Origin of the sequence: Pseudomonas azerbaijanoccidentalis (assembly GCF_019145495.1) — a bacterium.
Classification (GTDB): domain Bacteria; phylum Pseudomonadota; class Gammaproteobacteria; order Pseudomonadales; family Pseudomonadaceae; genus Aquipseudomonas; species Aquipseudomonas azerbaijanoccidentalis.
Window position 1 is genome coordinate 50,123 of the sequence record NZ_JAHSTU010000003.1, and the last position, 25,185, is coordinate 75,307.

The 25,185-nt window shown below is 59.6% G+C and carries 15 protein-coding genes; 5 read left to right on the forward strand and 10 right to left on the reverse strand.

What is annotated here, in order from left to right; all coding sequences use genetic code 11:
• Positions 1-40: 40 nt before the first annotated feature.
• From KVG88_RS10960 to KVG88_RS10970, 3 genes are all read right to left on the reverse strand, one after another.
• Complete coding sequence (locus tag KVG88_RS10960; RefSeq protein ID WP_217871343.1) at positions 41-1,405, reverse strand: HlyD family type I secretion periplasmic adaptor subunit; 1,365 nt, start codon at positions 1,403-1,405, stop codon at positions 41-43.
• Between the two features lie 9 nt (positions 1,406-1,414).
• Entirely contained in the window at positions 1,415-3,574 is a 2,160-nt protein-coding gene (locus tag KVG88_RS10965) for a type I secretion system permease/ATPase (protein WP_217871825.1), read from the reverse strand.
• Positions 3,575-3,722: 148 nt separating this feature from the next.
• Positions 3,723-5,081 (reverse strand): TolC family outer membrane protein, encoded by a 1,359-nt coding sequence (locus KVG88_RS10970; RefSeq protein ID WP_150704398.1) that lies wholly within the window; start codon positions 5,079-5,081, stop codon positions 3,723-3,725.
• A gap of 592 nt (positions 5,082-5,673) precedes the next feature.
• Between KVG88_RS10970 and KVG88_RS10975 the strand changes: the two genes are divergently transcribed.
• The gene (locus KVG88_RS10975) at positions 5,674-12,828 is read left to right on the forward strand and encodes a retention module-containing protein (protein WP_217871344.1); all 7,155 of its coding nucleotides are present in this window, start codon (positions 5,674-5,676) and stop codon (positions 12,826-12,828) included.
• Between the two features lie 67 nt (positions 12,829-12,895).
• On the opposite strand, the gene KVG88_RS10980 is transcribed toward KVG88_RS10975, so the two are convergent.
• The 6 genes from KVG88_RS10980 to KVG88_RS11005 all read right to left on the reverse strand — a co-directional run bounded on the left by KVG88_RS10980 (position 12,896) and on the right by KVG88_RS11005 (position 19,021).
• Entirely contained in the window at positions 12,896-13,732 is an 837-nt protein-coding gene (locus KVG88_RS10980) for a carbohydrate binding domain-containing protein (RefSeq protein WP_217871345.1), read from the reverse strand.
• Between the two features lie 45 nt (positions 13,733-13,777).
• Positions 13,778-14,791, reverse strand: coding sequence for a carbohydrate binding domain-containing protein (locus KVG88_RS10985; protein ID WP_217871346.1), 1,014 nt, complete (start codon positions 14,789-14,791; stop codon positions 13,778-13,780).
• An 89-nt stretch (positions 14,792-14,880) separates the two neighbouring features.
• A complete protein-coding gene (lapD, locus tag KVG88_RS10990) occupies positions 14,881-16,821 on the reverse strand; it encodes a cyclic di-GMP receptor LapD (protein ID WP_217871347.1) in 1,941 nt (646 codons plus the stop codon).
• Positions 16,822-16,843: 22 nt separating this feature from the next.
• Complete coding sequence (lapG, locus tag KVG88_RS10995) at positions 16,844-17,551, reverse strand: cysteine protease LapG (RefSeq protein ID WP_217871348.1); 708 nt, start codon at positions 17,549-17,551, stop codon at positions 16,844-16,846.
• A 476-nt stretch (positions 17,552-18,027) separates the two neighbouring features.
• Entirely contained in the window at positions 18,028-18,423 is a 396-nt protein-coding gene (locus KVG88_RS11000) for a YbaN family protein (RefSeq protein ID WP_150704406.1), read from the reverse strand.
• A gap of 10 nt (positions 18,424-18,433) precedes the next feature.
• Positions 18,434-19,021: a UPF0149 family protein gene (locus tag KVG88_RS11005; RefSeq protein ID WP_150704407.1), complete on the reverse strand. Its 588-nt coding sequence runs from the start codon at positions 19,019-19,021 to the stop codon at positions 18,434-18,436.
• Between the two features lie 317 nt (positions 19,022-19,338).
• Between KVG88_RS11005 and recQ the strand changes: the two genes are divergently transcribed.
• From recQ to KVG88_RS11025, 4 genes are all read left to right on the forward strand, one after another.
• Positions 19,339-21,465 carry a DNA helicase RecQ gene (gene recQ / locus KVG88_RS11010; protein WP_217871349.1) on the forward strand — a complete coding sequence of 709 codons (2,127 nt, stop codon included), beginning with the start codon at positions 19,339-19,341 and terminating at the stop codon, positions 21,463-21,465.
• Positions 21,466-21,584: 119 nt separating this feature from the next.
• Complete coding sequence (locus tag KVG88_RS11015; RefSeq protein ID WP_150704409.1) at positions 21,585-22,019, forward strand: MarR family transcriptional regulator; 435 nt, start codon at positions 21,585-21,587, stop codon at positions 22,017-22,019.
• 127 nt (positions 22,020-22,146) lie between these two features.
• Positions 22,147-23,823 carry a motility hub landmark protein FimV gene (locus KVG88_RS11020; RefSeq protein WP_217871350.1) on the forward strand — a complete coding sequence of 559 codons (1,677 nt, stop codon included), beginning with the start codon at positions 22,147-22,149 and terminating at the stop codon, positions 23,821-23,823.
• Positions 23,824-23,901: 78 nt separating this feature from the next.
• Positions 23,902-24,189, forward strand: coding sequence for an Rdx family protein (locus KVG88_RS11025; protein ID WP_150704411.1), 288 nt, complete (start codon positions 23,902-23,904; stop codon positions 24,187-24,189).
• Here KVG88_RS11025 and KVG88_RS11030 read toward each other — a convergent pair.
• Positions 24,183-25,076, reverse strand: coding sequence for a DMT family transporter (locus tag KVG88_RS11030; RefSeq protein ID WP_217871351.1), 894 nt, complete (start codon positions 25,074-25,076; stop codon positions 24,183-24,185). The genes KVG88_RS11025 and KVG88_RS11030 overlap by 7 nt on opposite strands.
• Positions 25,077-25,185 lie beyond the last annotated feature (109 nt).

Here is a 25,185-nt window from a genome sequence, read left to right on the forward strand (position 1 = left end):
CGATGGCATCAGATCAATCACCATAAAACCCGGAGAATGCTTACCGCTCCCGCATCGCCTCGGTCCGCGCCTTCAACACTGGCTTAAGCAAGTAATCCAGCACCGTCTTCTCCCCGGTAATAATATCCACCGTCGCCACCATCCCCGGAATGATCAGCAACGGTTTCACATCCCCGCCCAAATGGTTTTTATCGGTGCGCACCTGGATCAGATAAAAGCTGTTGCCCTTGTCATCGGTGATGGTGTCAGCGCCGATCAGCTCCAGCTTCGCGCTCAGCCCGCCGTAGATCGTGTAGTCATACGCGGTGAACTTGACCATGGCTTTCTGGCCCGGATGCAGGAACGCAACGTCCTGTGGCCGGACCTTAGCCTCGATCAGCAGGTTGTCTTCCAGCGGCACGATTTCCACCATGTCGCTGCCCGGCTGGACCACGCCGCCGATGGTGTTGACCTTCAGCACCTTGATGATGCCTTTGACCGGCGACGTCACGGTGGTGCGGGTCACGCGGTCGTCGATGGCGATGCTCGATGCCGTGATTTTCGACAGGTCGGTGCGTTTTTCATTCAGCTCTTTGGCCGCGTCCGAACGGAAGGATTGTTCCGATTCGTCGATCTTGCTTCTGATCTCGGCTATCGCCGATTCCGCCCGGGGAATCGCCAGCGTGGTGGCGTTCAGCGAGCCACGGATTTCCACCGCGCTGCGCTTGAGCCGCAGGATCTCCACCGGCGATACGGCGCCGGTCTTGACCAGTGGCTCGGACATGTTCATCTCCTGGTTGACCAACGCCAGGCTCGAACTGTACTGCCCGGCTTTCGAGCGGAACTCCGCCAGCTCCTGGGTTTTCTGCCGGAGTTGTTCCGTCAGCGTGCGTTGTTCGCTAGCCAGTCGGCGTTGCCGTTGTTCGTACAGCGAGCGTTCGTCTTCGGCCACTTGTGGCGCCTTGGCGATCACTTCTTCTGACAGCTTGAACGGCCGACCTTCCGCTTCCGCCGACAACCGTTCGACTTGCGCGGTCAGTGCATAACGATCGACTTCGCTTTCGCCCTTGTTCGACAGGTAGCGCGTGTCGTCGAGGCGCAACAAGGTATCGCCCTTGCTGACCATTTGCCCTTCGCGCACGAAGATCTCGGTGACGATGCCGCCCTCAAGGTTCTGGATCACTTGGACCTTGCTCGACGGAATCGCCTTGCCTTCGCCCATGGTGACTTCCTGCAACACGGCGAACTTGGCCCAGACCAACGCACTGATCAGCAGCGCGGCGGCCAGCCACACGGTCACGCGCGACCAGCGTGGCGAGTCCTGCAACGAGGCGCCGGCAGTTTCCGGCATGAATTCGGCCTCGGCGCTTTTGCCGAAGCTGTCGAAGTAGCCGCGATCTTTCGAGGAATCCGATGAAGCTGGCATAGGCGACTCCTAGACCGCAGCAGAGCCGACGCGGCCCTTGCGCAATGCATCGATGACCGCTTCTTTCGGCCCGTCGGCGACGATCCGCCCGTTGTCGAGCACCACCAGTCGATCCACCAGGCTGAGCATCGAGGTGCGGTGCGTGACCAGCAGCACGGTTTTGCCCTGGACCCAGCCATGAAGTTTTTGCCGCAAAACATCTTCGCTGCTGTTGTCCATGGCGCTGGTCGGTTCGTCGAGCAACATGATTGGCGGGTCGAGCAGCAGCGCCCGGGCCAGCAACACAGCCTGGCGTTGACCGCCGGAGAGCAATTGTCCGCGCTCGCCCACGGGGCGGTCGAAGCCTTGCGGGTGTTGGCGGGCCAGTTCGGTGACGCCGGTAAGCTCGGCGACTTCGAGCATGCGCGCGTCGCTGATGTAGCGTGCGCCGAGTGTCAGGTTGTCGCGCAGGCTGCCGGCCAGCAGCGGCAAGTCGTGGGCGACATAACCGATCTGATGGCGCAGGTCGGCGACGTCCAGTTGCCGCAGGTCCAGGCCATCGAGCAGGAGCTGGCCTTCATCCGGCTCATAGAAGCCCATCACCAGGCGCCCCAGCGTGCTTTTGCCCGAGCCGCTGCGGCCAATGATGCCGATGCGTTCGCCGGGTTTGACGCTAAAACTGACGTTGGCCAGCGCCGGGGCGGCCTGTCCGTTGTAGTGGAACGTCACGCCCACCACATCCAGCGCCCCTTGCAGTTGCGTGCGCTCCAGCGGCCGTTGCCGGGCATCGCGCTCCTGGGGCAGCGACATCAGCGCGTCGGTGCTTTTCATGGTCAGTTGCGCTTGCTGGTAGCGGGTGATCAACCCGGCGATTTGTCCCAATGGCGCCAGGACTCGGCTGCCGAGCATGTAGGTCGCCACCAGTGCGCCAACGCTGAGGTTGCCGGCGATAATGCTGTAGACCCCGGCGACGATGGTCGCCATGCCGGAAAATTGCTGGATGAACAGCGTGCCGTTGGTGGCCAGCGCCGAGAGGTTGCGCGCGTGGCTGTCGAGGCGGGTGAGGGCGCCGTGGGTGCTTTCCCATTTGTGCTGGCGCTCGCTTTCAGCGCTGCACGCCTTGAGGGTTTCCAGGCCACCGAGGGTTTCGATCAACAGCGCCTGGCGTTCAGCGCCGAGGCTCAAGCTTTTTTGCACGGTGTCGCGCAGACGCGTCTGAATGATCATGGCGAAGATGATCGTGATCGGAAACGCCAGCACCGGAATCACCACCAGCCAGCCACCGAGCAGGCCGATCACCACCAGCATCAGCAAAGCGAAGGGCAGGTCGATCAGGCTGGTCAGGGTCACCGCGGTGAGAAATTCCCGCAGGCCCTGAAAGTCATGAATGCTCTGGGCAAAGCCGCCAATGGTCGCCGGCCGTGCTTTCATCGCCATGCCGGTGATGCGTTCAAACAAGGTGGCCGAGAGAATCACGTCGGTCTTCTTGCCGGCGGTGTCCAGCAAGTGCGCACGCACCACCCGCAGCACCAATTCGAAACCGGTGCCGATCAGCAGGCCGATGGACAGCACCCACAAAGTCGAGGTGGCCTGGTTCGGCACGACGCGGTCGTAGGTTTGCATCACGAACAGCGGCACCATCAGGCCCAACAGGTTGATCAGGAAACTGGCGAGAATCGCATCGCTGTACAGCCATTTCGACAGCTTCAGGGTGTCGCGAAACCACGCCTGTACCCGAGGCACCAGTGGTGAGCGCAGGTCTTCGAGTTCGTGGCGTGGTCGGGCGAACAAGGCCTGACCGGTGTAATGCTCGGCCAGCTCTTGCGGACTGATCCATTGTTCGCCGCCGTCGGCTTCGCTGGGCAGGATCAGTACCCGGCCGTCTTCGCCATAACGGCGCAGCACGGCGGTGCGGCCATTGTTGAGCAGCAACATGACCGGCAGGTTGAGCGGGGAGATGTCCTTGAGGTCGCGGCGCAGCAGGCGCGCCTGCAAACCGGCCCGGGCCGCTGCACGGGGCAGCAGGTCCAGGCTCAGGCGTTGGTGTGCCATTGGCAGCCCGGCACTCAGGCTGGCGCGACTGACCGTCGCGCCGTGGAGTTTGCAGAGGATCAGCAGACCGTCCAGTAGCGGGTCATCGAAGCTCAGGCGCGGATCGACACCGGTGTTGCCGGGTTCCATGCTGGTCAATTTCATCGCTCCGGTTGAGCTACAACAATTGGCACGAATATCTACAAGCCCCCCCCTGTAGGCGCTGCCGAAGGCTGCGATCTTTTGATTTTGTTTTTTAAGATCAAGATCAAAAGATCGCAGCCTGCGGCAGCTCCTACGGGGGTGTTTATTTGAGAGTAGGCAAACGGGCTTCGCTTTTCACTTCGGCCTGGGCGATGGCATCGGCCGGCAGAACGACCCGCTGTTTGCTCAACAGCTGGCCCATGTTCGCCAGTACACGGTACATCGAAAACTCTTCGGTGTAGCGCACTTCGGTGTAGCGGCGGTTGGCGTTGTACAGCTCGTTTTCACTGTCCAGCAGGTCGAGCAGGGTACGCTGGCCCAGGCCGAACTGATCCTGGTACGCCACGCGCACGCGTTTGCTGGTGTCGGCGTATTCACGGGCGGTCGGGGTTTGTTTCTTGGCGTTGACCATGGCGTTCCACGCCAGGTGAATGTTCTCGTTGAGCTGGCGCAAGGCGTTGTTGCGGATGTCCATTGCCTGATTGATCTTGTGCGCGTCCGATTGCAGGCGCGCTTTGTCGCTGCCACCGCGGAACAGGTTGTAGTTCATCACCACGCCGACCCGCCATTCGTTGTCGTGGCCTTCTTCGCCCGCGATGTTGTTGTTCGCGCCCACCGCCGCCTCGGCGTCGAAGCGTGGGTAGAACGGCGACTTGGCGACTTCGTACTGGCTCTCGGCCGATTGCACGTCGGCCTGGGCGGATTTCAGGTATGGGTTGTTGTCGACCATGCTCTGCTGGGCTTCTTGCAACGTGGCCGGCAGTTCGCCGCGGGTCGAGGGCGGCGTTTCCAGTTCATCGGGCAGGCGCCCGACCACGGCGTAGAAGTTCGACTCGGCGTCGGCCAGGTCGACTTCGGCGGTGTCGAGGTTGTTCTCGGCCAGCGCCCGACGTGCGGTGGACTGATCGGCGTCAGCGTTGCTGCCAACCCCGCGCTCGGTGCGCAGACCGATCTGATCGTTGACACGCAAGTGCGCCTGCAGGTTGTTCTTGGCCAGCGTCACCAGTTCGCGACGCTTGAGCACTTCGAGGTAGACCTCGATGGTGCGCAGGGCCAGATCCTGGGCGGTGCCCTGAGCGTAATAGGCGCGGGAGTTGACCACGCCTTTGGTGCGCTCGACTTCGTTGGCGGTGTTGAAGCCGTCGAAGAGCATCTGCCGCAGACGCAGTTCCGACTGGGTGTAATTGAGAATTTCGGTGTGGTGATTACCAAACGCGCGGGTGTTGGTGTTATCGCTGTACCCGCGCCCGTACGCGGCATTCAGGTCCACTGATGGATAAAAGCCCCCCTTCGCGACTTTCACGTCTTCATCAGCCGACAGACGGCTGTCCACCCGCGACGCCAGTTCCGGGTGGGTGGCAATGGTGCTCTGGATGGCTTCGGTCAGCGACATGGCTTGAGCTTGAGAAGTGCAGGCCATGGCCAATAGAACTGCGCTGCAGAGGGGGGTTAAAAGGCGCATGGTGCATCTCCCTGGAGTCCTGATGGTTCTTTATCAGTCGCCAATTATTTGACGACATTTATAGGTAAACCGTTTCACGCGTTTTACAGAAGAGCTAAGAACATTCTGGAGAGAACCTAAGAAGTATTTCTCATAAGTCATATGCCAAAAAAAACTTATGCGCTCTGCCAAATCCAAGACATTGTTCAATTCGAAAGCCCTTGTTTTATGAGCTTTAGGGCGCTCATCGGGGCTTGATGGAAAGTTCCAATCCACTTATCGACATAGGGCGGAGAAGTGCTGGAGGGGAGGGACGCGGAGCGGATTGGGGTGACGGTTTTCTGTCACTGGTGGTTCAAAACCGTTACGCATCGCTCACAGGGCCGATTGTTTTCCAACGGGACTCCGATGCCATTGATTGCAAAGGGGTTTGCGCCAAAACGACTGCATCGCCCGTGAGCAAGACGCTGGGCGAGATCGTCACCAGGACAGTGGCTTACTCAGGTAACGCTGCTGACCGGTAGACGATCCGCCCGGCAACCCGCTTGAGCCATGTGCATGTTCTCCGCAACAAAAAAGGTGCCGACAGCGGTTGGCAGCGGAGGAGATGCACATGGCTACGCTCATCGGTACTGTCAGTAAAGTCATTGGTCAGGTGTTCGCGGTGGCGAACGACGGCACACGTCGGGCCCTGATCGAGGGCGACCGGCTGTATGCCGGTGATCAGCTCAATACCGGTGCCGAAGGCGCGGTGGCCGTGCATTTGCAAAATGGCCAGGAACTGACCCTCGGTCGCGGCAGCAGCCTGCAAATGAATCCTCAGTTACTCGCTAACCACACGCCGCATGTAAATACCGCCGAAGCGGTGACGCCCAGCCAGGCGCAACTGAGCGACGTCGAACAACTGCAAAAAGCCATTGCCGCCGGTGACGACCCGACGCAAACCGCGGAAGCCACGGCGGCCGGCCCATCGACCGGTGCGCCGGGTGGTGCGGCGGGGGGCGGGCACAGTTTCGTGATGCTGGAAGAGGTCGGCGGGCGCGTCGATCCGAACATCGGTTTTCCCACTGCCGGGTTCAACGGCATTCCCGAGTTTCCGGACGAGCGCCACGATGGCGAGCCGGATAACGGCGACGGCACTCTGGCAGCGATTACTCCGCTCGTTCCCCCGGTCGTTCCCCCAGTGGTCACCCCGCTGGTTCCGCCAGGAGCGGACAACCCGGTCACCCTCGACGGCCTGTCGGTGGAGGGCGGTGAACTGACCGTCAAAGAAGCCAGCCTGTCCGACGGTTCTGCACGCAACGCCAGTGCGCTGACGCAGAACGGCACGTTCACCATCAACGCGCCTGACGGGCTGAGCAGCCTGAGCATCGGCGGGATCAACGTGATCAGTGGCGGTGTGGCCAGCGGTTTCCCGCAGTCGATCACCACGCCGTTGGGCAGCACCCTGACCATCACCGGGTACAACCCGGCCACGGGCGTGGTGAGTTACAGCTACACCCTCAATGGCAGCGAATCCCATACCAGCGGCGACGGCACCACCCTCAGCGAACACTTCACCGTGATTGCCGGTGATACCAATGGCGACACGGCCACCGGCTCGCTGGACGTCAACATCACCGACGATGTGCCCAAAGCCATCGACGACGATAACGGCGTGGCCTCGGAAACCCAGTTGACCCTCAATGGCAACGTGCTGACCAACGACATCCAGGGCGCGGACCGCGTGCCGGTCGGTGAAAACTCCGGGCCGATCACCCCCGGCACGTTCATCGGTACCTATGGCACCCTGGTGCTGAACGCCAATGGCACTTACACCTACACCCTGAACACCAGTGATCCCGATTTCAAAGGCTTGCACGGCGGCGGCAACGGCACCGAAACGTTCACCTATGTCCTCACCGATGCCGACGGCGACAGCAGCACCGCTGACCTGGTGTTGAACATTCACAACAACGACGATGGCGTGACCATCAACGGCCTCGACGTCGAGGGCGGCGAACTGACCGTCTACGAGAAAAATCTCAGCGATGGCAGCAGCGCTGATGCACCGGCATTGACCCAAAGCGGCACCTTCACCATCACCGCCCTCGATGGCGTGCAAACCCTGACCATCGGCGGCATTAACGTGGTGGTCGGCGGGGTGAGCGCAGGCTTCCCGCAATCGATCACCACGCCGTTGGGCAGCACGCTGACCATCACCGGGTTCAATCCCCAAACCGGTGTGGTGAGCTACAGCTATACCCTGACCGACAACGAAGCGCATCCGAACGCCAACGGCGCCAATGGCCTGTCCGAGCAGTTCGCTGTCACTGTGGTCGACGACAACGGCACCACCGCCAACGGCAGTCTGGACGTCAACATCGTCGACGACCTGCCCCAAGGCGTGGACGACAGTAACCTTTCGATCGCGTCGGAGTCCTTGCTGACCCTCAACGGCAACGTGCTGACCAACGACGTGCAAGGTGCCGACCGTGTGCCGACCGGCCCTGCCGCCGGCCCGATTACTCCCGGCACGTTCGTCGGCACTTACGGCACCCTGGTGCTGAATGCCAACGGCACTTACACCTACACCCTCAACACCAGTGATGCCGATTTCAAAGCACTGCACGGCGGCGGCAACGGCACCGAGACGTTCACCTACACCTTGACCGATGCCGATGGCGACACCAGCACCGCCAACCTGGTGCTGAACATCCATAACAACGACGATGGAGTGACCCTCAACGGCCTCGACGTGTCTGGCGGTGAACTCACGGTCTACGAGAAAAACCTCACGGACGGCACCAGTCCCAATACTCCGGCGCTGACCCAAAGCGGGACCTTCACCGTCACTGCACTCGATGGCCTGCAAACCCTGACCGTGGGCGGCATCACCGTGGTCAGCGGTGGCGTGGCCGTCGGTTTCCCGCAATCGATCACCACCCCGTTGGGCAGCACCCTGACCATCACCGGGTTCAACCCCGAAACCGGCGTGGTCAGCTACAGCTACACCCTGGTCGACAACGAAACCCATCCGGATGCCGAAGGCACCAACAGCATCACCGAGAACTTCAACGTCGTCGCGACCGACACCGATGGCAGCACCGCGTCCGGGCAGATCAACGTCAACATCGTCGATGACTTGCCAACCGCCAAGCCTGACGCGGACTCCGTACAGGAAGGCGGCATCGTCAGCGGCAACGTGCTGGACAACGACATCGGCGGCGCCGATGGCCTGGGCGCGGTGATCGGCGTGCGTGCCGGTGGCAATACCTCGACCCCGGCGGTCGGCGGCCTCAATACGCAGATCAACGGTAACTACGGCTACCTGACCCTCGACGCCAATGGCAACGCGGTCTACCACAGCAACCCGAACGCCGTGAGCGGCCCGGGTGCGGTGGATGTGTTCACCTACACCGTGCGCGATGCCGACGGCGATCAAAGCACCACGACCATTACCATCGACGTCTACAACAGCTGCCTGCAAGCGGTGAGCGACACCGACGTAACGGTCTACGAAAAAGCCCTCGACCTGAACAAGGATGGGCAGGATCTGGCGCCGGGCACGGTCGTTGGCAGCCAGCCGGGCAGCACCGGTGAAACCGCGTCCGGCACTCTGGTCGGTTCGGTCAGTGGAGCGGTCGGTGCGATTACCTACGCACTGGTCGGCAGCGCCACCGGAGCACACGGGCAAATCGTGCTGAATCCGAATGGCACGTACACCTACACTCTGACTTCGCCGGCAAGCACTTCGCCGAACGCCAACGACGGCCCGAACGTCACCCAAGAAACCTTCACCTATCAGGCCACCGATTCCCTCGGCAACGTGGTCACCAGCACCATCGTGGTCAACATCGTCGATGACGTGCCGACGGCCAAAGCCGATTTTGATTCGGTACAGGAAGGCGGCACCGTCAGCGGCAACGTGCTGAACAACGACATCGGTGGCGCCGACGGCCTGGGTGCGGTGATCGGTGTGCGAGCAGGGGACAACGTCACGACCCCGGCGGTCGGCGGCCTCAATACGCAGATCAACGGTAACTACGGCTACCTGACCCTCGACGCCAATGGCAACGCGGTCTACCACAGCAACCCGAACGCCGTGAGCGGCCCGGGTGCGGTGGATGTGTTCACCTACACCGTGCGCGATGCCGACGGCGATCAAAGCACCACGACCATTACCATCGACGTCTACAACAGCTGCCTGCAAGCGGTGAGCGACACCGACGTAACGGTCTACGAAAAAGCCCTCGACCTGAACAAGGATGGGCAGGATCTGGCGCCGGGCACGGTCGTTGGCAGCCAGCCGGGCAGCACCGGTGAAACCGCGTCCGGCACTCTGGTCGGTTCGGTCAGTGGTGCGGTCGGTGCGATTACCTACGCACTGGTCGGCAGTGCCACCGGAGCGCACGGGCAAATCGTGCTGAATCCGAATGGCACGTACACCTACACTCTGACTTCGCCGGCAAGCACTTCGCCGAACGCCAACGACGGCCCGAACGTCACCCATGAAACCTTCACTTATCAGGCCACCGATTCCCTCGGCAACGTGGTCACCAGCACCATCGTGGTCAACATCGTCGATGACGTGCCAACCGCCAAAGCGGATACGGCCTCTGTAACGGAGGGCGGTACCGTCAGTGGTAACGTACTGGACAACGACATCGGCGGCGCCGACGGTCTCGGTGCCGTGATCGGCGTGCGCGCTGGCAGTAATACTTCGACCCCAGCGGTGGGCGGTCTCAATTCGCAAATCAATGGCAACTACGGTTACCTGACCCTGGATGCCGACGGCAATGCGGTTTATCACAGCAATCCAAACTCGGTCGCGGCGCCTGGTGCCACCGATACTTTCACCTACACCGTGCGCGACTCCGACGGCGACCAAAGCACCACGACCATCACCATCGATGTCTGCAACAGCAACATCAAAGCCGTCACCGACACCGACGTGACCGTCTACGAAAAAGCCCTCGACCTGAGCAAGGATGGCCAGGACCTGGCAGCCGGCACCGTCACCGGCAGCGAGCCGGGCAACACCGGGGAAACCGCCAGCGGCACGCTGGTGGGGTCAGTCACCGGCGCGGCGGGAGCGATCACCTACACCCTGGTCGGCAATGCCAACGGCAGCTTCGGGCAAATCCTGCTCAACGCGAATGGCACGTACACCTATACCCTGACCTCGGCACCGAAAACCACGCCGGGCGCCAACGATGGTCCCAACACCCTGAGCGATACGTTCACCTACAAAGCCACCGATGCCGCGGGCAACAGCACCACCAGCACCATCGTGGTCAACATTGTCGATGACGTGCCCAAGGCTGTGGCGTCTGAGCGTTCTGTGGCAGCGGTGGAGATCGATTCCAACCTACTGCTGGTGATCGACGTGTCCGGCAGCATGGCCGACGCTTCCGGTGTGCCGGGCCTGTCGCGGCTGGAGTTGGCCAAGCAGGCGATCAGCGCCTTGCTCGACAAGTACGACGACCTCGGCGACGTCAAAGTGCAGATCGTGACGTTCAGCAGCAATGCCACTGACAAGACCTCGGTGTGGGTCGACGTGGCGACTGCCAAGGCGATTGTCGCCGGCCTGACGGCGGGCGGCGGCACTAACTACGACGCGGCGGTGGACGTGGCGCAAGATGCGTTCAACACCAACGGCAAGCTGACGGGGGCACAGAACGTCGGCTACTTCTTCTCCGACGGCAAACCCAACGAGGGTTCGATCGGGACCCAAGACGAGGCGAACTGGAAAGAGTTTCTCACCGAGAATCAAATCAAGAACTACGCGATCGGTCTGGGCAAGAACGTCGACAATGATTCCCTCGATCCGCTGGCCTATGACGGTACCGGCACGGGCACCAATACCAACGCCGTGATCGTCACCGACCTGGGGCAACTCAACTCCGTACTCTCGGGTACGGTGATCGGCGCCCCGGTTACCGGTTCGCTGCTGGGTGAGGGCGGTTCGTTCGGCGCGGATGGCGGCTTCGTCAAAACCATCACCGTCGATGGCACCACCTACACCTTCGATCCGAAAGGCAACAACAACCAGGGTTCGCTGAACTTCAGTGGCGGTGCCAACCACGGCACGTTCAACACCACCAACAACACCCTGAGCATTGCCACCGATAACAAGGGCACGCTGGTGGTGAACCTGGATACCGGTGAATACAACTACGTGTCGCAGAAAACCACCTCGGTGGTGCTCACGGAAAACATCGGTTTCACCCTCAGCGACAACGACGGTGATCTCGCCAGCTCAAACCTGGTGATCAAAGTCATCCCGAACGCCGCACCGGTGGCCACCGATGATCACATCATCACCAACGTGCTTTCTGGCAGCGTGACGGTGCCGGGTGAATTGCTGCTGGCCAACGATACCGACGCCGATGGCGATCCGCTCAAGGCCTCGCCCACCACGTTCAATACCGGCTGGGTCAGCAAGGGCGCCGACTTCATCGGCAACGGTGCGATCGACTTCTCCGGTAGCGGGGTCAAGCCGAGCAACCAGAGCCTGAGCAATGTGCGCGGATCGTTCGTGGCCAACACCGCAACGATGACTGCCCTGCTGGTAATCAGTGGTTACCTGGGGCCGGTCACCGCCGCCAATACCAACGACGAGGACCGCATCACCGTCAACCTCAAGCAAGGTGAAACCCTCAATCTGGACCACAACCTGGCCGCCGGCCATATCACCATGGAGTACTCGATCAACGGTGGCGCCTGGATTCCCCTTGCCGATGGCCAGACCATTACGGCGAACGCCGATGGCGTTTACCAGATTCATGTCACCAACATTGCCAACGTCGGTGGCGGCAGCGGTGCAGGCAACGCGGAAGGCTATCAGCTGACTATGAAGCTCGATTACTCCGCCGCCCACGACACCACCCCGGATTACCACGGCACCTACACCGCCAGCGACAACCATGGCGGCAGCGACAGCGCCAACTTGACCATCAGTTATCAGGACGGTCACACCCTTACCGGGACCTCGGGTAACGACACGCTGGTGGCGGGCACCGGTGACAATGTCATCCATGCCGGTGACGGCGATGACGTGCTCACGGCGGGCAATGGCAACAACGCGCTGCATGGCGATGCGGGTAATGACTTGTTGTTCAGTGGCGCGGGCAACGACCTGCTCGATGGCGGCACCGGCAACGATACCGCCAGCTACGCCCATGCCACCGCCGGGGTTACAGTCGATCTCGGCCAGGCCGGCCCGCAGAACACCTTTGGCGCCGGCACCGACACTCTGACCGCCATCGAAAATCTCGTAGGTTCCAACTTCAACGACAACCTCACCGGCGACAACAACAGCAACGTCATCACCGGCGGCCTCGGCAACGACATACTCAAAGGCGAGGGGGGCGATGACTTCCTGATCGGTGGCCTGGGTAACAACACTTTGACCGGTGGCAGCGGGGCGGACACCTTCCAGTGGCTCAAGGGCAACAGCGGTCACGACGTGATCACGGACTTCACGCCGGGCACCGACAAACTTGACCTGTCGCAATTGCTGCAAGGCGAAAACGGCACCGCCGCTTCGCTGGATGACTACCTGCACTTCACCGTCAGCGGCAGCGGCGCATCACTGGTCACCAGCATCGACGTCAGCGGCATGGCCGGCGCGGCGCCAAACCAGACCATCGACCTGGCCGGCGTCAACCTGGCCAGCCATTACGGTGTAACGCCGGGGGCGGGCGGGGTGATTACGGGAGCGGATACGGCGACCATCATCAATGGGATGCTCAATGATCATTCGTTGAAGGTGGATACTGTTTGATCTTAAGAAATAAATCCGCCATTCCTGTTCCAGGAATGGCGGTGACTTTATGATCGTATTGCATGGGTTACAGTAAAGATCTAACCCTGAAGTTATCCATGCTGAAGTCGTTACCGTTCCATTTAGCTTCGAGATTAAGAAGGCTGACTGTCATAGTGCTGGATGTGGCAGTAGCGGTGAATGAGTATGTTGTCCAGTTCATGTTGTCGACAGTGTATATCTGAGAGCTGCTGTCTCCGATTTTTAGTACCAGTCTGGGAGAATTAGGGGATCCTTGGTTTTCTTTTTTTGCTTCAATGATGAACTCGTACTTTTGGCCTGGGATAACCGAAAAAGTTTTTTCAAGAACAACGCCTGAGTGGTTGTCTGAGTTTTCCGAAGTGTTGTTGAATAGGTAGTAGCTGTCTGGAGATTCGTCGCTTGTGAACTGGATCTCTCTACCTGCGCTTCCTTTTATCCATCCTCCCAGTGATTTGTCGTTAAAGTCGGTTAGCTCGTCTATAGAGTTGTCTTTGGTTATTATTTTCAACTGTAACTCGGGGAATTTATTTGCGGTGGATTCATCAGGGGTTCCATCAAAATTGATTGTGCATATCAGGGAGAGTTGCGAGTTGTTGGCGAGTTTAATCAGTTCTGTCCTTGGGATGATTTCTAAAAGGCCGTCACTGAACTCCCTCGCGGAAATTGGATGACTGGTGAGAATAGGTATTGTGAAAGTTTCACCAGGATGTTTCTCTCCTTCGATCTTCAACCAAACTCGAGGCGCGAAAAACTTTGGGCATGTAATATTGGCATCACCTGGAAAAGTTGTTAGGTCCAATACCCCGTTGTGGGAGATTTCAGGAATGTTAAGTTCAGGTAGTTGTGGGGTAGAAGGCGATAGTGTGGGTGTCGACACTGACATGATCGATGCTCCTAGAGTTTAGTTTGGGCGAATGAGGTGTTTGATCTACTGAACGCGCCTTACTCTGAAGTTGTCGAGTGAAAAATCGTTGCCATCCCATTGGCGTGTAAGATTTCTGAGACTTACAGTTACCGTCTCTGATTTTGCGACTGTTCTATTAGATGCAATGTTTTTCCAGGAAGAATTGGAAATGGTATGGGTAGGGCCTATGCCGTCAAACGCCAGTAAAAGTATGGGGTGGTTAAGGGGTTGATGTGAAGGATTATTGTTCTTTACATCGACTGTAAACTCATAGGTCATTCCAGGTATTACAGAGAATGTTTTTTCTAATATCATGCCGTCGTAATTGTCGACAGGTTCCAATGTATCGTTGGATAGAAAAAAGCCACCGTTACGGTCAATAAAAAACTCAATTTCTCTTCCTCCACGCCCCTTTGTCCAGCCTCCCAGCGTTTGATCGTCGAAGTCTGTGAGTTCATCGAGGTCGTCTAGTTGGGTTTTGATGGTGAGTGGTAACAACGGAAACGCGGTTGCAGTCGATACGTCGGAACTACCATCGAAGGTGATAAAGCATTCTAGGGTGGCCGTTGAGTTGTGGGCGAGTGCCATTAGCTGGCTTCTAGGAAGTCTTTCAAGTAATCCGTTGTCAAACTGTAATGTGGAAAGTTCGTGGTCTTCGAGTATATTTATTATCAGAGGGGTTTTTAGGGAGCTCTGGCCAACCAACCTTAACCAAATGTGCGCTCCTGCCCATTTTTTCACGATGGCGGTGGCATCGCCGAGATGCATTGTCAGGTCTAGTACATTATTTTCGTCGGCTTCAGGGATTTCCGGTTTTGGAAGTTGCAGTTCGGGAATGGTTAATGGATTATTTTCAAGTTGCATGGCTAATACACCTCGTTGGATGAACGCCATTGTTGATTTGGGCGCGTTTTTTGATTGTTTTCTCCTTCGGCTGAGTTGGCTACTGTCAGAAATAACAGGGTAGGTCGGAAACCGATGAATGGTCGAAACGTAAAAGACATTTTTGATCGACTCCGTATCACCTAAAAACAACAAGCCTCCGCACCTTTTTAGATAAACAGGAGGGCTGTTTTCGTCTGCGAAGGGCGATCAAGGCTCTTCAGGATTGTCGGCAAAGTCGGCGTTTACATCGGCTCCGGCGGCCCGATCAATCTGCCCATCACTCCGAACACCCCTAACTCCCTGATCGCCTCCAACTCGTCTTGGGTCTCGACCATCTCCGCAATCAACGGTAGGTCAATGCTGTTGGTCGCCCGGTAAATTGCGTCGATGAACAGCCGTTTATCTCGCTGCTGATCAATGTGGCGGATATAGGCCCCATCGATTTTCAAGTACGCCAGGCCCAGTTGGGTCAGGTTGCCGATCTGGCTGAAACTGCCACCGAAATGCTGCAGGCCAATGCGGCAGCCGGTGTCGAGCAGGCTGTGGCTCAGTCGTTGCAGATCGTCGGGCGGCGGCAGTTGGCGTTCGTCGATTTCCAGGGTCAGCAACGGTGCCAGTTCCGGCAAGGATTCGAGCATGTCGAGGATCAGTTGCAGCTGCGGTTTATCGCGCAAGGTGCTGCCGGACAGGCTCAGCGCCAAAGGCCAGCGATTGACGGCAAGGTAGTCAAGCGTCGCTTCAAGCATCGCCAGATCGAACCGTGCCGACCAGCCAAGACGCTCCACCCAAGGCAAAAACTGTCCTGCGGCAATCGCCTGACCCTGCGGGTCGGGCAGTCGCGCGAGGACTTTGTGATGCAGCACCTCGCTGGTGTCAGCGCATTGCACCACCGGCTGAAAATACAGCAGCAATTGGCCTTGGGTCAGGGCGTCGTCGATCCTGGCGCGCCAGTCGTGCGGGGATTGTTTCATGGCGATTTCGCTTCGACTCACAATTGCCCAAGGGCGCTCGGGACGTTGGCGGGCCTCAGCCAATGCTTGATCGAGGCGCAACAGAACATCAGTAGCAGCTTCGCCAGGGTGGTAGGCGACGATGCCCAGATGGGCGACGGGCATGCAGTCACTGGCACCGGTCAGGCGCAGGTTTTCCAGGGTGGCACTGATCTCGCTGGCCAGGCGCGTGGCGTCTTCAATACCCAAGCCCGGTGTCAGCAGGCTGAATTCGCCACCGCGATTACGTGCGGCCAGCCAGGTGCGTCGCTCGGGTAGACGGGTCAGGCGCTTGAGCAATTCACCGACCGCACCGATCAAGGCATCGGTGCGCTGCCCGCCCAGGCGTTGGTTGAGGCCGTTGAGGTCGTTGAGCCGCAGCATCAGCAGATGCCCCTCACTGTTTTGTTCGGCGACCAGTAAGTGGTCTGCCAATTGCTCATCCAGCAGGCGCCGATTGGCCAGCCCGGTCTGGCTGTCCTGATACGATTCACTGCGCAGTTTTTCGCTGCGCGCCGCCTCTTCGCTGAACAATGCCTTGAGCTTCTCGACCATCTGGTTCATCGCCAGCACCACACGTTTGAGTTCCGGGGTGCGTGGGAGCTTGGGCAGGCTCAAGAACTCGCGCTTGCTGATGGCTTCGGCCTGTCGGACCATGTTGTCGAGCGGACGCAGTTGCCGGCGCAATAGCCAACCACCGAACACTGCACTGAGCAAACCGCACACCAGCAACCAGATCAGGCTGCCCACGGTGCTGTCCCAAAGTTTGGCCAGGGCGAACTGCGGATTGCTCAACACTTCAACCCGCGCCACCTGTTCCCAACCGCGCATCACCAGTGCATCGCCCCCTTCATGACGCAGATTGACCAGGCGGACGAACCAGCCAGGCACGCCCTTGATCGGCGCCGAAACGCTGCGCTCTACGAGAACTTGCCGGTTGGCGATGTTGACGATGCGAATGTTGCTGAAATAGCCACTGTCGAAAATCGAACTGACCATGAGCTCCATCATCGCCGGGTCATCGACCTGGGCGGTCAGTGATAAACCCAACGCGGTGGCGGCGTCTTGGGCGTGGGCGCGCAACTGGCTGAGGGTTTGCTCGCGGGAGCTTTCCAGGCTGACAAAAAAACTGCCGCTGAACGCCACCAGCAAGAACAGGCAGATGGCGAGAAACAATTGATTGCGCAGTTTCATGAAACGCTCCTTGCTGTGGCGACTAGCCGTCGCCCACGGCGAACCCTTCGGCTTGCATCTTTTGCAGAACGTCTTGCCAGCGCGACAGTTTTTTTGAATCGCTGCTGCGTTGGCCGCCGTTCTTGCCCGGCAGGTACAGGCCTTCGGCATTGAACGCGTAGACGGGCAGCAGGTCTTTGCGCTGCGAGGCGGGGCGGATCTCGCCGATCAGGTTGTCCAGCACCAGTGGGTCGGCGGTGGGGCTGCTGTAGAACGTCAGCACCATGTGCGCCTGGTTCTGAATCAGTGCCTTGACGTAGGTGATGCGCAGTTTTTCGCTGGGGATACCGAGCTGGCGCAGGCTGAAATACTTTGCCAGCGCGTAGTCTTCGCAGTCGGCGGCGCCTTTGATCAGGGCTTCGACGGGGGTGGCCCAGTAATCGGTCTGGCGCCAGATTCGGGTATCGTCCTGGAAATTCAGTTGCTGATTGAAGAAGCGATTGACCGCGGTCAGTTGCTCGCGCTCCGGTGCGCCGCGTTCACTTTGCAGCAGCTGGCTCCAGGCCTCGATTCGCCCGCGCGCGGGGCCGAGGGGGCCGTAGCGTTTTTCGGCGGTTTGCAGGATCTGGGTGAAATCCCAGTCGGCCCAGACAGTGTTCAGTCCGGCCAGCAGGAAAGCGCTCAGCAGCAGCCATCCGCCGAACCGAAGTCGGGGCGTTTGCCATCCTGGACTACGCGGACCGCGGGGCATGTCGGGCTGCTCGGATGCAGATTGGTGAAGTCTAGGTGGAGTTTTTTGAAAGGTGGGGTTGGTCGTCGGGCGTTTTTTTGAGGGTGTACATATCCGTTGCTGCGGTAACAGCGGCTTATGGTATCGCCCTTACGGCCGGCCTGTTTGTTTGGTTCGTACGCATTCCAAACTGTGGGAGCCAGCCTGCTGGCGATGACGGCCTGACAGTCGACCAGAGTTTTGCGGACAGATCAAAAGATCGCAGCCTCGTTGCACTCGACAGCTCCTACAGGGAAATTCGCATGAACTAACGATCAGGCCGCCTCGCTTTGGCTTTTGATCTTTTGCCCCTTCGGCAGGCCGAGCGGAGGTGTTCATCAGGGGGGGGGCGCGGGCCGGCACTCCGGCGTTTGAAAAAGGGACTCGCTGTAAGAGCGAAACCGCCAGCGGCCGTTACCGCAGCAACGGATATGTAAACCAAAACAACAACCAAAGAATCAAGACTTGCGCAAAGTCTTCTGCCTCAGAATATAAATCGTCACCAACACCGCACTGGTCAACATGAACCCCCGCGCCCAAGGCATCGGCACCAGATAGCAGGAAAACAGAATGCTCGCCCACATCAACCCAATGGCATACACCTTGCCCTTGAGCGGAATACCGTTGCCATCAAGATAGTCACGTATCCACGGCCCGAGCCGCGGATGCCCCACCAGCCATTGATAGAAACGCGGAGAACTGCGGGCGAAACAGGCGGCCGCCAGCAACAGGAAGGGAGTTGTGGGCAACACCGGCAGGAAAATCCCGATCACCCCCAACGCTACGCTCAGCCAGCCGATGGCCAGCAGCACGTAGCGCAACATCAGGGAGCGGTTGCCTATGGGGTTGTCCATAGGCAGGACCTTAGTGGTGACGAGGCTTGAGGATCGCCGGTTTTTCGTCTGGTGCGTTGCACAGCAGGTACAGCGCAGTCAGGGCTTCCGGGATCTGAACGATCATGTCGTCCATCAGGTTGGCGTCTTTGGCGATGTCTTCGAACTCAGGCTGCTCGTCGAACAGGCCCGAGCCCACCATGATCGGCAGCAGCATTTCGCTGACTTCGTCTTCGGCGGTTTCGAACCAGGCCGCTTCACGCAAGAACACGCCTTCCATGAAACCGATGCACCAGCCGCGCAGTTCGGAGTCGTCCGGGTCTTCACCCAGGTCCAGGTCGCACGGCAACTCGAACTCTTCATCGGATGCCAGTTGGCGAGCGATGTGGGCCTTGAGGCCGATCAGGGTGGCTTCGATCTCTTCGCGTTGAGCTTCGCTGCTGTAGTGCGGCTCTTCGGCAAACAGCGCATCGATCCACTCGCGTTCAGGAACGACTTCGGAACAGATCGACAGCGCGGTGAGGTAGCCGTGGGCGGCCACGTAGTCCAGCGCCTCGTCATGCAGTTCATCGGCGTCGAGGAAGACTTGCAGGCGGGTTAGTTGCTCAGCGAAGGACATTAAAGGACTACCTTGGGGAATGTTCGATGCGGGAATTCTAGGCCTTCTTGAGCGCTTGGGCCAGCCGCACGGCATATTTGCCTTCCGACTCCACCGCCTTTCCCGGCAGCTCCTACAGAGAATCATGTCCATTCGCTCTTATCAGCGGTGCCCTTTGCCGGACAGCGCTCGGGTATACTCGCGCGTTTTGTGATGCCCTGCTGGCTTCACGGCTCAAATGTGAAGCGTCATGCAATGCGCACTTACGATTTGTCGGTGCAGCGTCGCGGGTTCTGAACCAGCCTTGCAGGGATGTTTCGGTGATTTTTGGAGTTTCTATGCTCGATCAGGCTCAACGCGTCCTCAAGGACATCTTCGGCTACGACAGTTTCCGTGGCCGCCAGGGTGCAATCATTGAGCGCGTGGCCAGTGGCGGCGATGCCCTGGTGCTGATGCCTACCGGTGGCGGTAAATCCTTGTGCTTCCAGGTTCCGGCGCTGCTGCGCGAAGGCCTGGCGGTGGTGGTGTCGCCGCTGATCGCATTGATGGACGATCAAGTAGCGACCCTCGAAGAACTCGGTGTCGCCGCGGCGGCATTGAACTCCACTCTCAGCGCCGAACAACAGCGAGATCTGGCCGCCCGCATCAAGCGCGGCGAAGTGAAAATGCTCTACCTCGCGCCTGAACGCCTGGTCCAGCCGCGCATGCTGAATTTCTTGAAAGGGCTGAACATCGCCCTGTTCGCCATCGATGAAGCGCATTGTGTGTCGCAATGGGGCCACGACTTCCGCCCGGAATACCTACAACTGGGCCAGCTGGCGGAAATGTTCCCCGACGTGCCGCGCATTGCCCTGACCGCCACCGCCGACAAGCGTACCCGGGAAGAAATCGTCACCCGCCTGCACTTGCAGAATGCCGAACGCTTTCTGTCGAGCTTCGACCGCCCGAATATTTTTTACCGCATCGTGCCCAAGGAACAGCCGCGCAAGCAGCTGCTGGCGTTCCTCGCCGAGCGGCGCAGCGATGCTGGCATTGTCTATTGCCTGTCACGCAAGAAAGTCGACGAAGTGGCGGTTTTCCTGAGTGAGCAAGGCTTTCCGGCGCTGCCGTACCACGCCGGCCTGCCCAACGACACGCGGGCCCACCACCAGAAACGCTTCCTTAACGAGGAAGGCCTGATCATGGTCGCCACCGTGGCGTTCGGCATGGGCATCGACAAACCCAACGTGCGGTTCGTCGCGCACCTCGATTTGCCGAAATCCCTTGAAGCCTACTATCAGGAAACCGGGCGCGGCGGCCGTGACGGCCTGCCGGCGGATGCCTGGATGGCCTACGGCCTGCAAGACGTGGTGATGCTCAAGCAGATGCTGCAAAACTCCGAAGGCGATGAACGCCACAAGCGTCTGGAACAGCACAAGCTCGACGCCATGCTGTCGCTGTGCGAAGAAACCCGCTGCCGCCGCCAGACCTTGCTGGCCTACTTCGATGAAGACATGCCCGAGCCGTGCGGCCATTGCGACAACTGCGTCGACGGCGTGCAGACCTGGGACGCCACCGAGCCGGCGCGTCAGGCGCTCTCGGCGATCTACCGCACCGGCCAGCGTTATGGCGTCGGGCATCTGGTGGATGTCCTGCTCGGCAAGGACAACGAAAAGGTTCGCAGTTTCGGCCATCAGCACCTGTCAGTCTTCGGTGTCGGCAAGGCGCGGGCCGAAGGCGAGTGGCGCTCGCTGTTCCGCCAGTTGGTGGCACGCGGTCTGGCTGATGTCGACCATGAGGGCTACGGCGGTCTGCGCCTGAGCGATACTTGCCGGCCGTTGCTCAAGGGCGAAGTGACCCTGGAGCTGCGCCGCGACCTCAAGGCGCAAACCACCGCCAAAAGCAGCAAGAGCCAGGCGAGCCAATTGGTGCGTGGCGAAGAGCGCGAGCAGTGGGAAGCCTTGCGCGCACTGCGGCGCAAACTGGCCGAAGAACATGGCGTGCCGCCGTACGTTATTTTCCCCGACTCGACCTTGCTCGAAATGCTGCGCAGCCAGCCGACTTCGCTGGCAGAGATGGCCACGGTCAGCGGTGTCGGCGCGCGCAAGCTCGAACGCTACGGCGAGGCCTTCCTCGAAGTGCTCGGTGGCCAGGCCGAGGCGCCGAAGGTAGTGGCCGATGTGCGCCACGAACTGATCACGCTGGCCCGCGCGGGCATGACGCCGGTGCAGATTGCGGGACAACTGCAATGCTCGGAAAAGAACGTCTACACCATGCTCGCCGAAGCGATTGGCAAACAGCAGTTGTCGCTTGAGCAGGCGCTGGATCTGCCTGAGGATCTGATGGGCGAAGTTCAGGATGCGTTCCTTGACGGCGAGGGCGAGTTGCCACCGGTGTCGGAGATTTCCGAGCTGTTTGCAGGGCGAGTGCCGGAAGGGGTGTTGTATTGCGTCCGGGCTGCGTTGCAGTCGGAATTCGAGATTTGAGTGATTGGTTTTAAAGATGTAACGATTCAGTACAGAACAAGCCTTGCCTCCAGCCAAGGCTCATGCTTAGCTGACTAATAATTAGTATTTCTCTATTTCAGTCTAACCATGAGTGTTTTATGCCGTTAACCGATCAACACCGCTTTGGCATGCAATTGGCCCAGATGTCGCGAGGCTGGCGTGCCGAACTGGACCGCCGACTGGCTGGCCTCGGATTGTCCCAGGCTCGCTGGCTGGTGCTGCTGCACCTGGCCCGTTTCGAACAAGCCCCGACCCAGCGTGAACTGGCGCAAAGCGTGGGCGTAGAAGGGCCAACGCTGGCACGCTTGCTCGACAGCCTGGAAAGCCAGGGGCTGGTTCAGCGTCAATCGGTGCTGGAGGACCGTCGGGCGAAAAAGATCGTCCTCTGCGCCCCGGCCCGGCCTTTGATCGATCAAATTGAAACCATTGCCACCCAGCTGCGTCATGAACTATTCGAAGGCGTCGATGAGGCGGACTTGCGGGTCTGCATGCGGGTTCACGGGCACATCCTGACCAACCTGGAAAAGTCTTGAGGCATAACCTTTCGCCAGGTTTTTGAGATAGCGCGTTGAGCCGACTATAAGAACTACTGCGCAATATCGTGTTCGTACCGGATGTGCGAACGCGTGCAGATTGGTTTTGGTCAGTTAAGGGATGCTCATGCTTGAAGGTCGGCGAGTCGTTGTACGGTATTGCGCCCGGTGGTTGCTGGGCGGTGCCGCTGTCACTTGGTCGGCATTGGCGCCGGCCTTGGGCCTGGGTGATATCACCCTGCATTCGGCGCTGAACCAGCCGCTGCGCGCCGACATTGCTTTGGTGGATGCGGCGGGGCTGGAAGAGGGCGAACTGTCCGTCAGCCTGGCCACGGCCGAAGAGTACAGTCGTGCGGGCGTCGACCGGGTATTGTTCCTCAACGACTTGAAGTTCACGCCCATCCTGCGCGGCAACCGCCGTTTGATCCGGGTCACTTCGAGCAAACCGGTTAACGAACCCTTCCTGAATTTTCTGGTGCAGCTCAATCAGCCCAACGGCCGTTTGCTGCGCGAATACACTGTACTGATCGATCCCCCCGGTACGCCGGGCATTGTTCCTGTTGATGATGAACCACAGAGCAATAGCACCTCTTCAGCCTTTCCGAGCGTGCAGCCCACCACCCCGCCCGTACCAGCGCGCAAAGAGCCGACGCCGAAACCCGCTGCTACCCCTGCCCCTGCCACTGATCCGCTGGCCGAGCAACTGGCCGCCAGTGTGCTGCAAGCCCAGCAGTTGCAGGCGACTATCGAGGCACTCAACGCCAAGCTGCAAGCACAGGACGAACAGATCGCCGCTGATAAAAAACAGGTGACCGAGCTGCAAACCCGCTTGGCGGAGGTACAGCAGGCGGCCGCTCAGCCCGCTGCACCGGCAGTGGTTGTGCCAGCGCCGACCGTTGTTGAACCACCCAAAACCAATGGACTGTTAATCAGTGGACTGCTGGCGCTGGTGGGCTTGGTGTTGCTGGGCTGGTTCGTGCGACGAAGACAGCAAGCGACTCATGAGCAGGCTGAGTTTTCTTCGCCTCAGGAGCCGGTGCTGAATCGGGCAGCGGAACCGACGATGTCTGGCTCTGCGCTTCAATCGATCGCGGCACATAGTGATGAACTGCCTGTCAGCGATGTGATCGAGGAAGTGGCTGTGTATCTGGCCTATGGTCGATTCACCGAGGCGCTCGGCTTGCTGCGAGAAGCGATGGCCAAAGAGCCGGAGCGCACGGACCTTGCCGTGCAATTGCTGGAAGTGCTCGGCAAACAGGGCGATGCCACTGCCTACGAGGCGCAGGAGGCCAATCTGCGCAACGCCGGCTTCGATGGGCAAAAACTCCAGGAGATCCGCGCGCGTCATCCGAAATTGAGCCCCGTTGCACCGGTCCCGCTGGCGGCTGTCGTTGCGCCTGTGGCCACAGCATTCGATGACGAGGTCCAGTTGAACCCGCAAGACTTGGCGATGGATACGAACTGGGACTTGCTTGAACTCACGGATCCCGCTGTACCGGATGCGTCCTTCGCGAGCGAACCGGCATTGCCGGTGCCGGAAATTGAATGGGAAATCGAGTCGGCCTCCCGTTCGCTGGACGACAGTTTCCTCGATGAATTCCGCGAGCCGGATTCCTCGCTGGCGCTTGAGCCGCTCAACCTTGAGCCGGACGAACCGAACAATGCCGGCAAACTGGAACAGGCCCAGACCTGCATCGATGACGGCGATCTGGACAGCGCCATCGCCTTGCTCAACGAATTGCTCAGGGACGCCGAAGAACCGCTGAAGCAGACAGCCCGCAGCCTGCTGGCCGGTATTCGTTGAAAATCCAAGGTGAGGTTTTAGCGAGCGAAGAAGCTGCTTATGATAGCGACGCCCTCTGGCTCAAGAGATATGCCTGTCATGAACGCGGATAAACCGGAAATCATCATCACCTATTGCACCCAATGCCAATGGCTGTTGCGTGCCGCGTGGCTGGCGCAGGAACTGCTCAGTACCTTTGGCGACGACTTGGGCAAGGTGTCCCTGGTGCCGGGAACGGGCGGGGTCTTTCATGTTTTTTGTGACGATGTGCAGATCTGGGAGCGCAAGGCTGACGGCGGCTTCCCTGAGGCCAAGGTGCTCAAGCAACGGGTCCGCGATCAGATTGATCCGGACCGTGACCTGGGGCACAACGACCGCACTCAGTGAGAGGCGGCTTCTGCCGCCACCGCTTTGCGGCTTGAACCGCCCGAGAGCCTGCTCGACACCACGATCGCGACAATGATCAACGCACCGCCGAGCAGCATGCGCAGGGTTGGGTTTTCATTGAACAACAGCCAGGCCATGGTGATGCCGTACACCGGCTCCAGGGCAAACACCACGGCGGCGGTGCGTGCCTTGATCACGGCCAGGCTGGCGACGAACAGGCTGTGGGCGACACCGGTGCAGAACACGCCGAGCAGGCCGATCCACAGCCAATCGATGGCGCGCACCTCGCTCAAGTGAGGTGCCGCTGCCGGCAGCAGGCACAAGCCGACTACCACGTTCTGACACAATGCTGCCTGCACCGGCGGGATGCGTGCGGAGCTGGCACGGTTGGTCAGCGACAACAGGGAGAACAGCAAGCCGGAAAGCACCGACCATAGCAGGCCGGTGGTGGCACCGCTGGCCAGATCGAATTCAGGCGTGACCAGCACCAGACCCACGCTGACCAGCGCTACCAGCACGATTTCATTGGCGCGGATACGCTCACGGAAAATCAGCCCTTCGAGGATCACGGTGAAGGCCGGAAAACTGGCAAAGCCCAACGTCGCAATCGCCACGCCGGCGACCTTCACCGAAATGAAGAAACTCACCCAATGCCCGGCCAGCAACAGGCCGCTGAGCAACAGCCGACGTACGTCCACGGCTTCGAGTTTCTGCCAGCGCGTGTTGCTGGCAAACCGGGCAAAGAATGCCAGCGCCAACACCGCGAACGCAGCCCGGCCGAAGACGATGACGGCCGGTGACGCGGCGGCGAGTTTGCCGAACACACCGGTCAGGCCGAACATCAGTGCGCCGATATGCAGGGCGCCAAGGGCGGTACGGGGAGTCATGGCAATCCTTAACAATCAATAGACAGGTAGGAGCTGCCGCAGGCTGCGATCTTTTGATCTGGATCGCACAAAGCAAAAAATCAAAAGATCGCAGCCTGCGGCAGCTTCT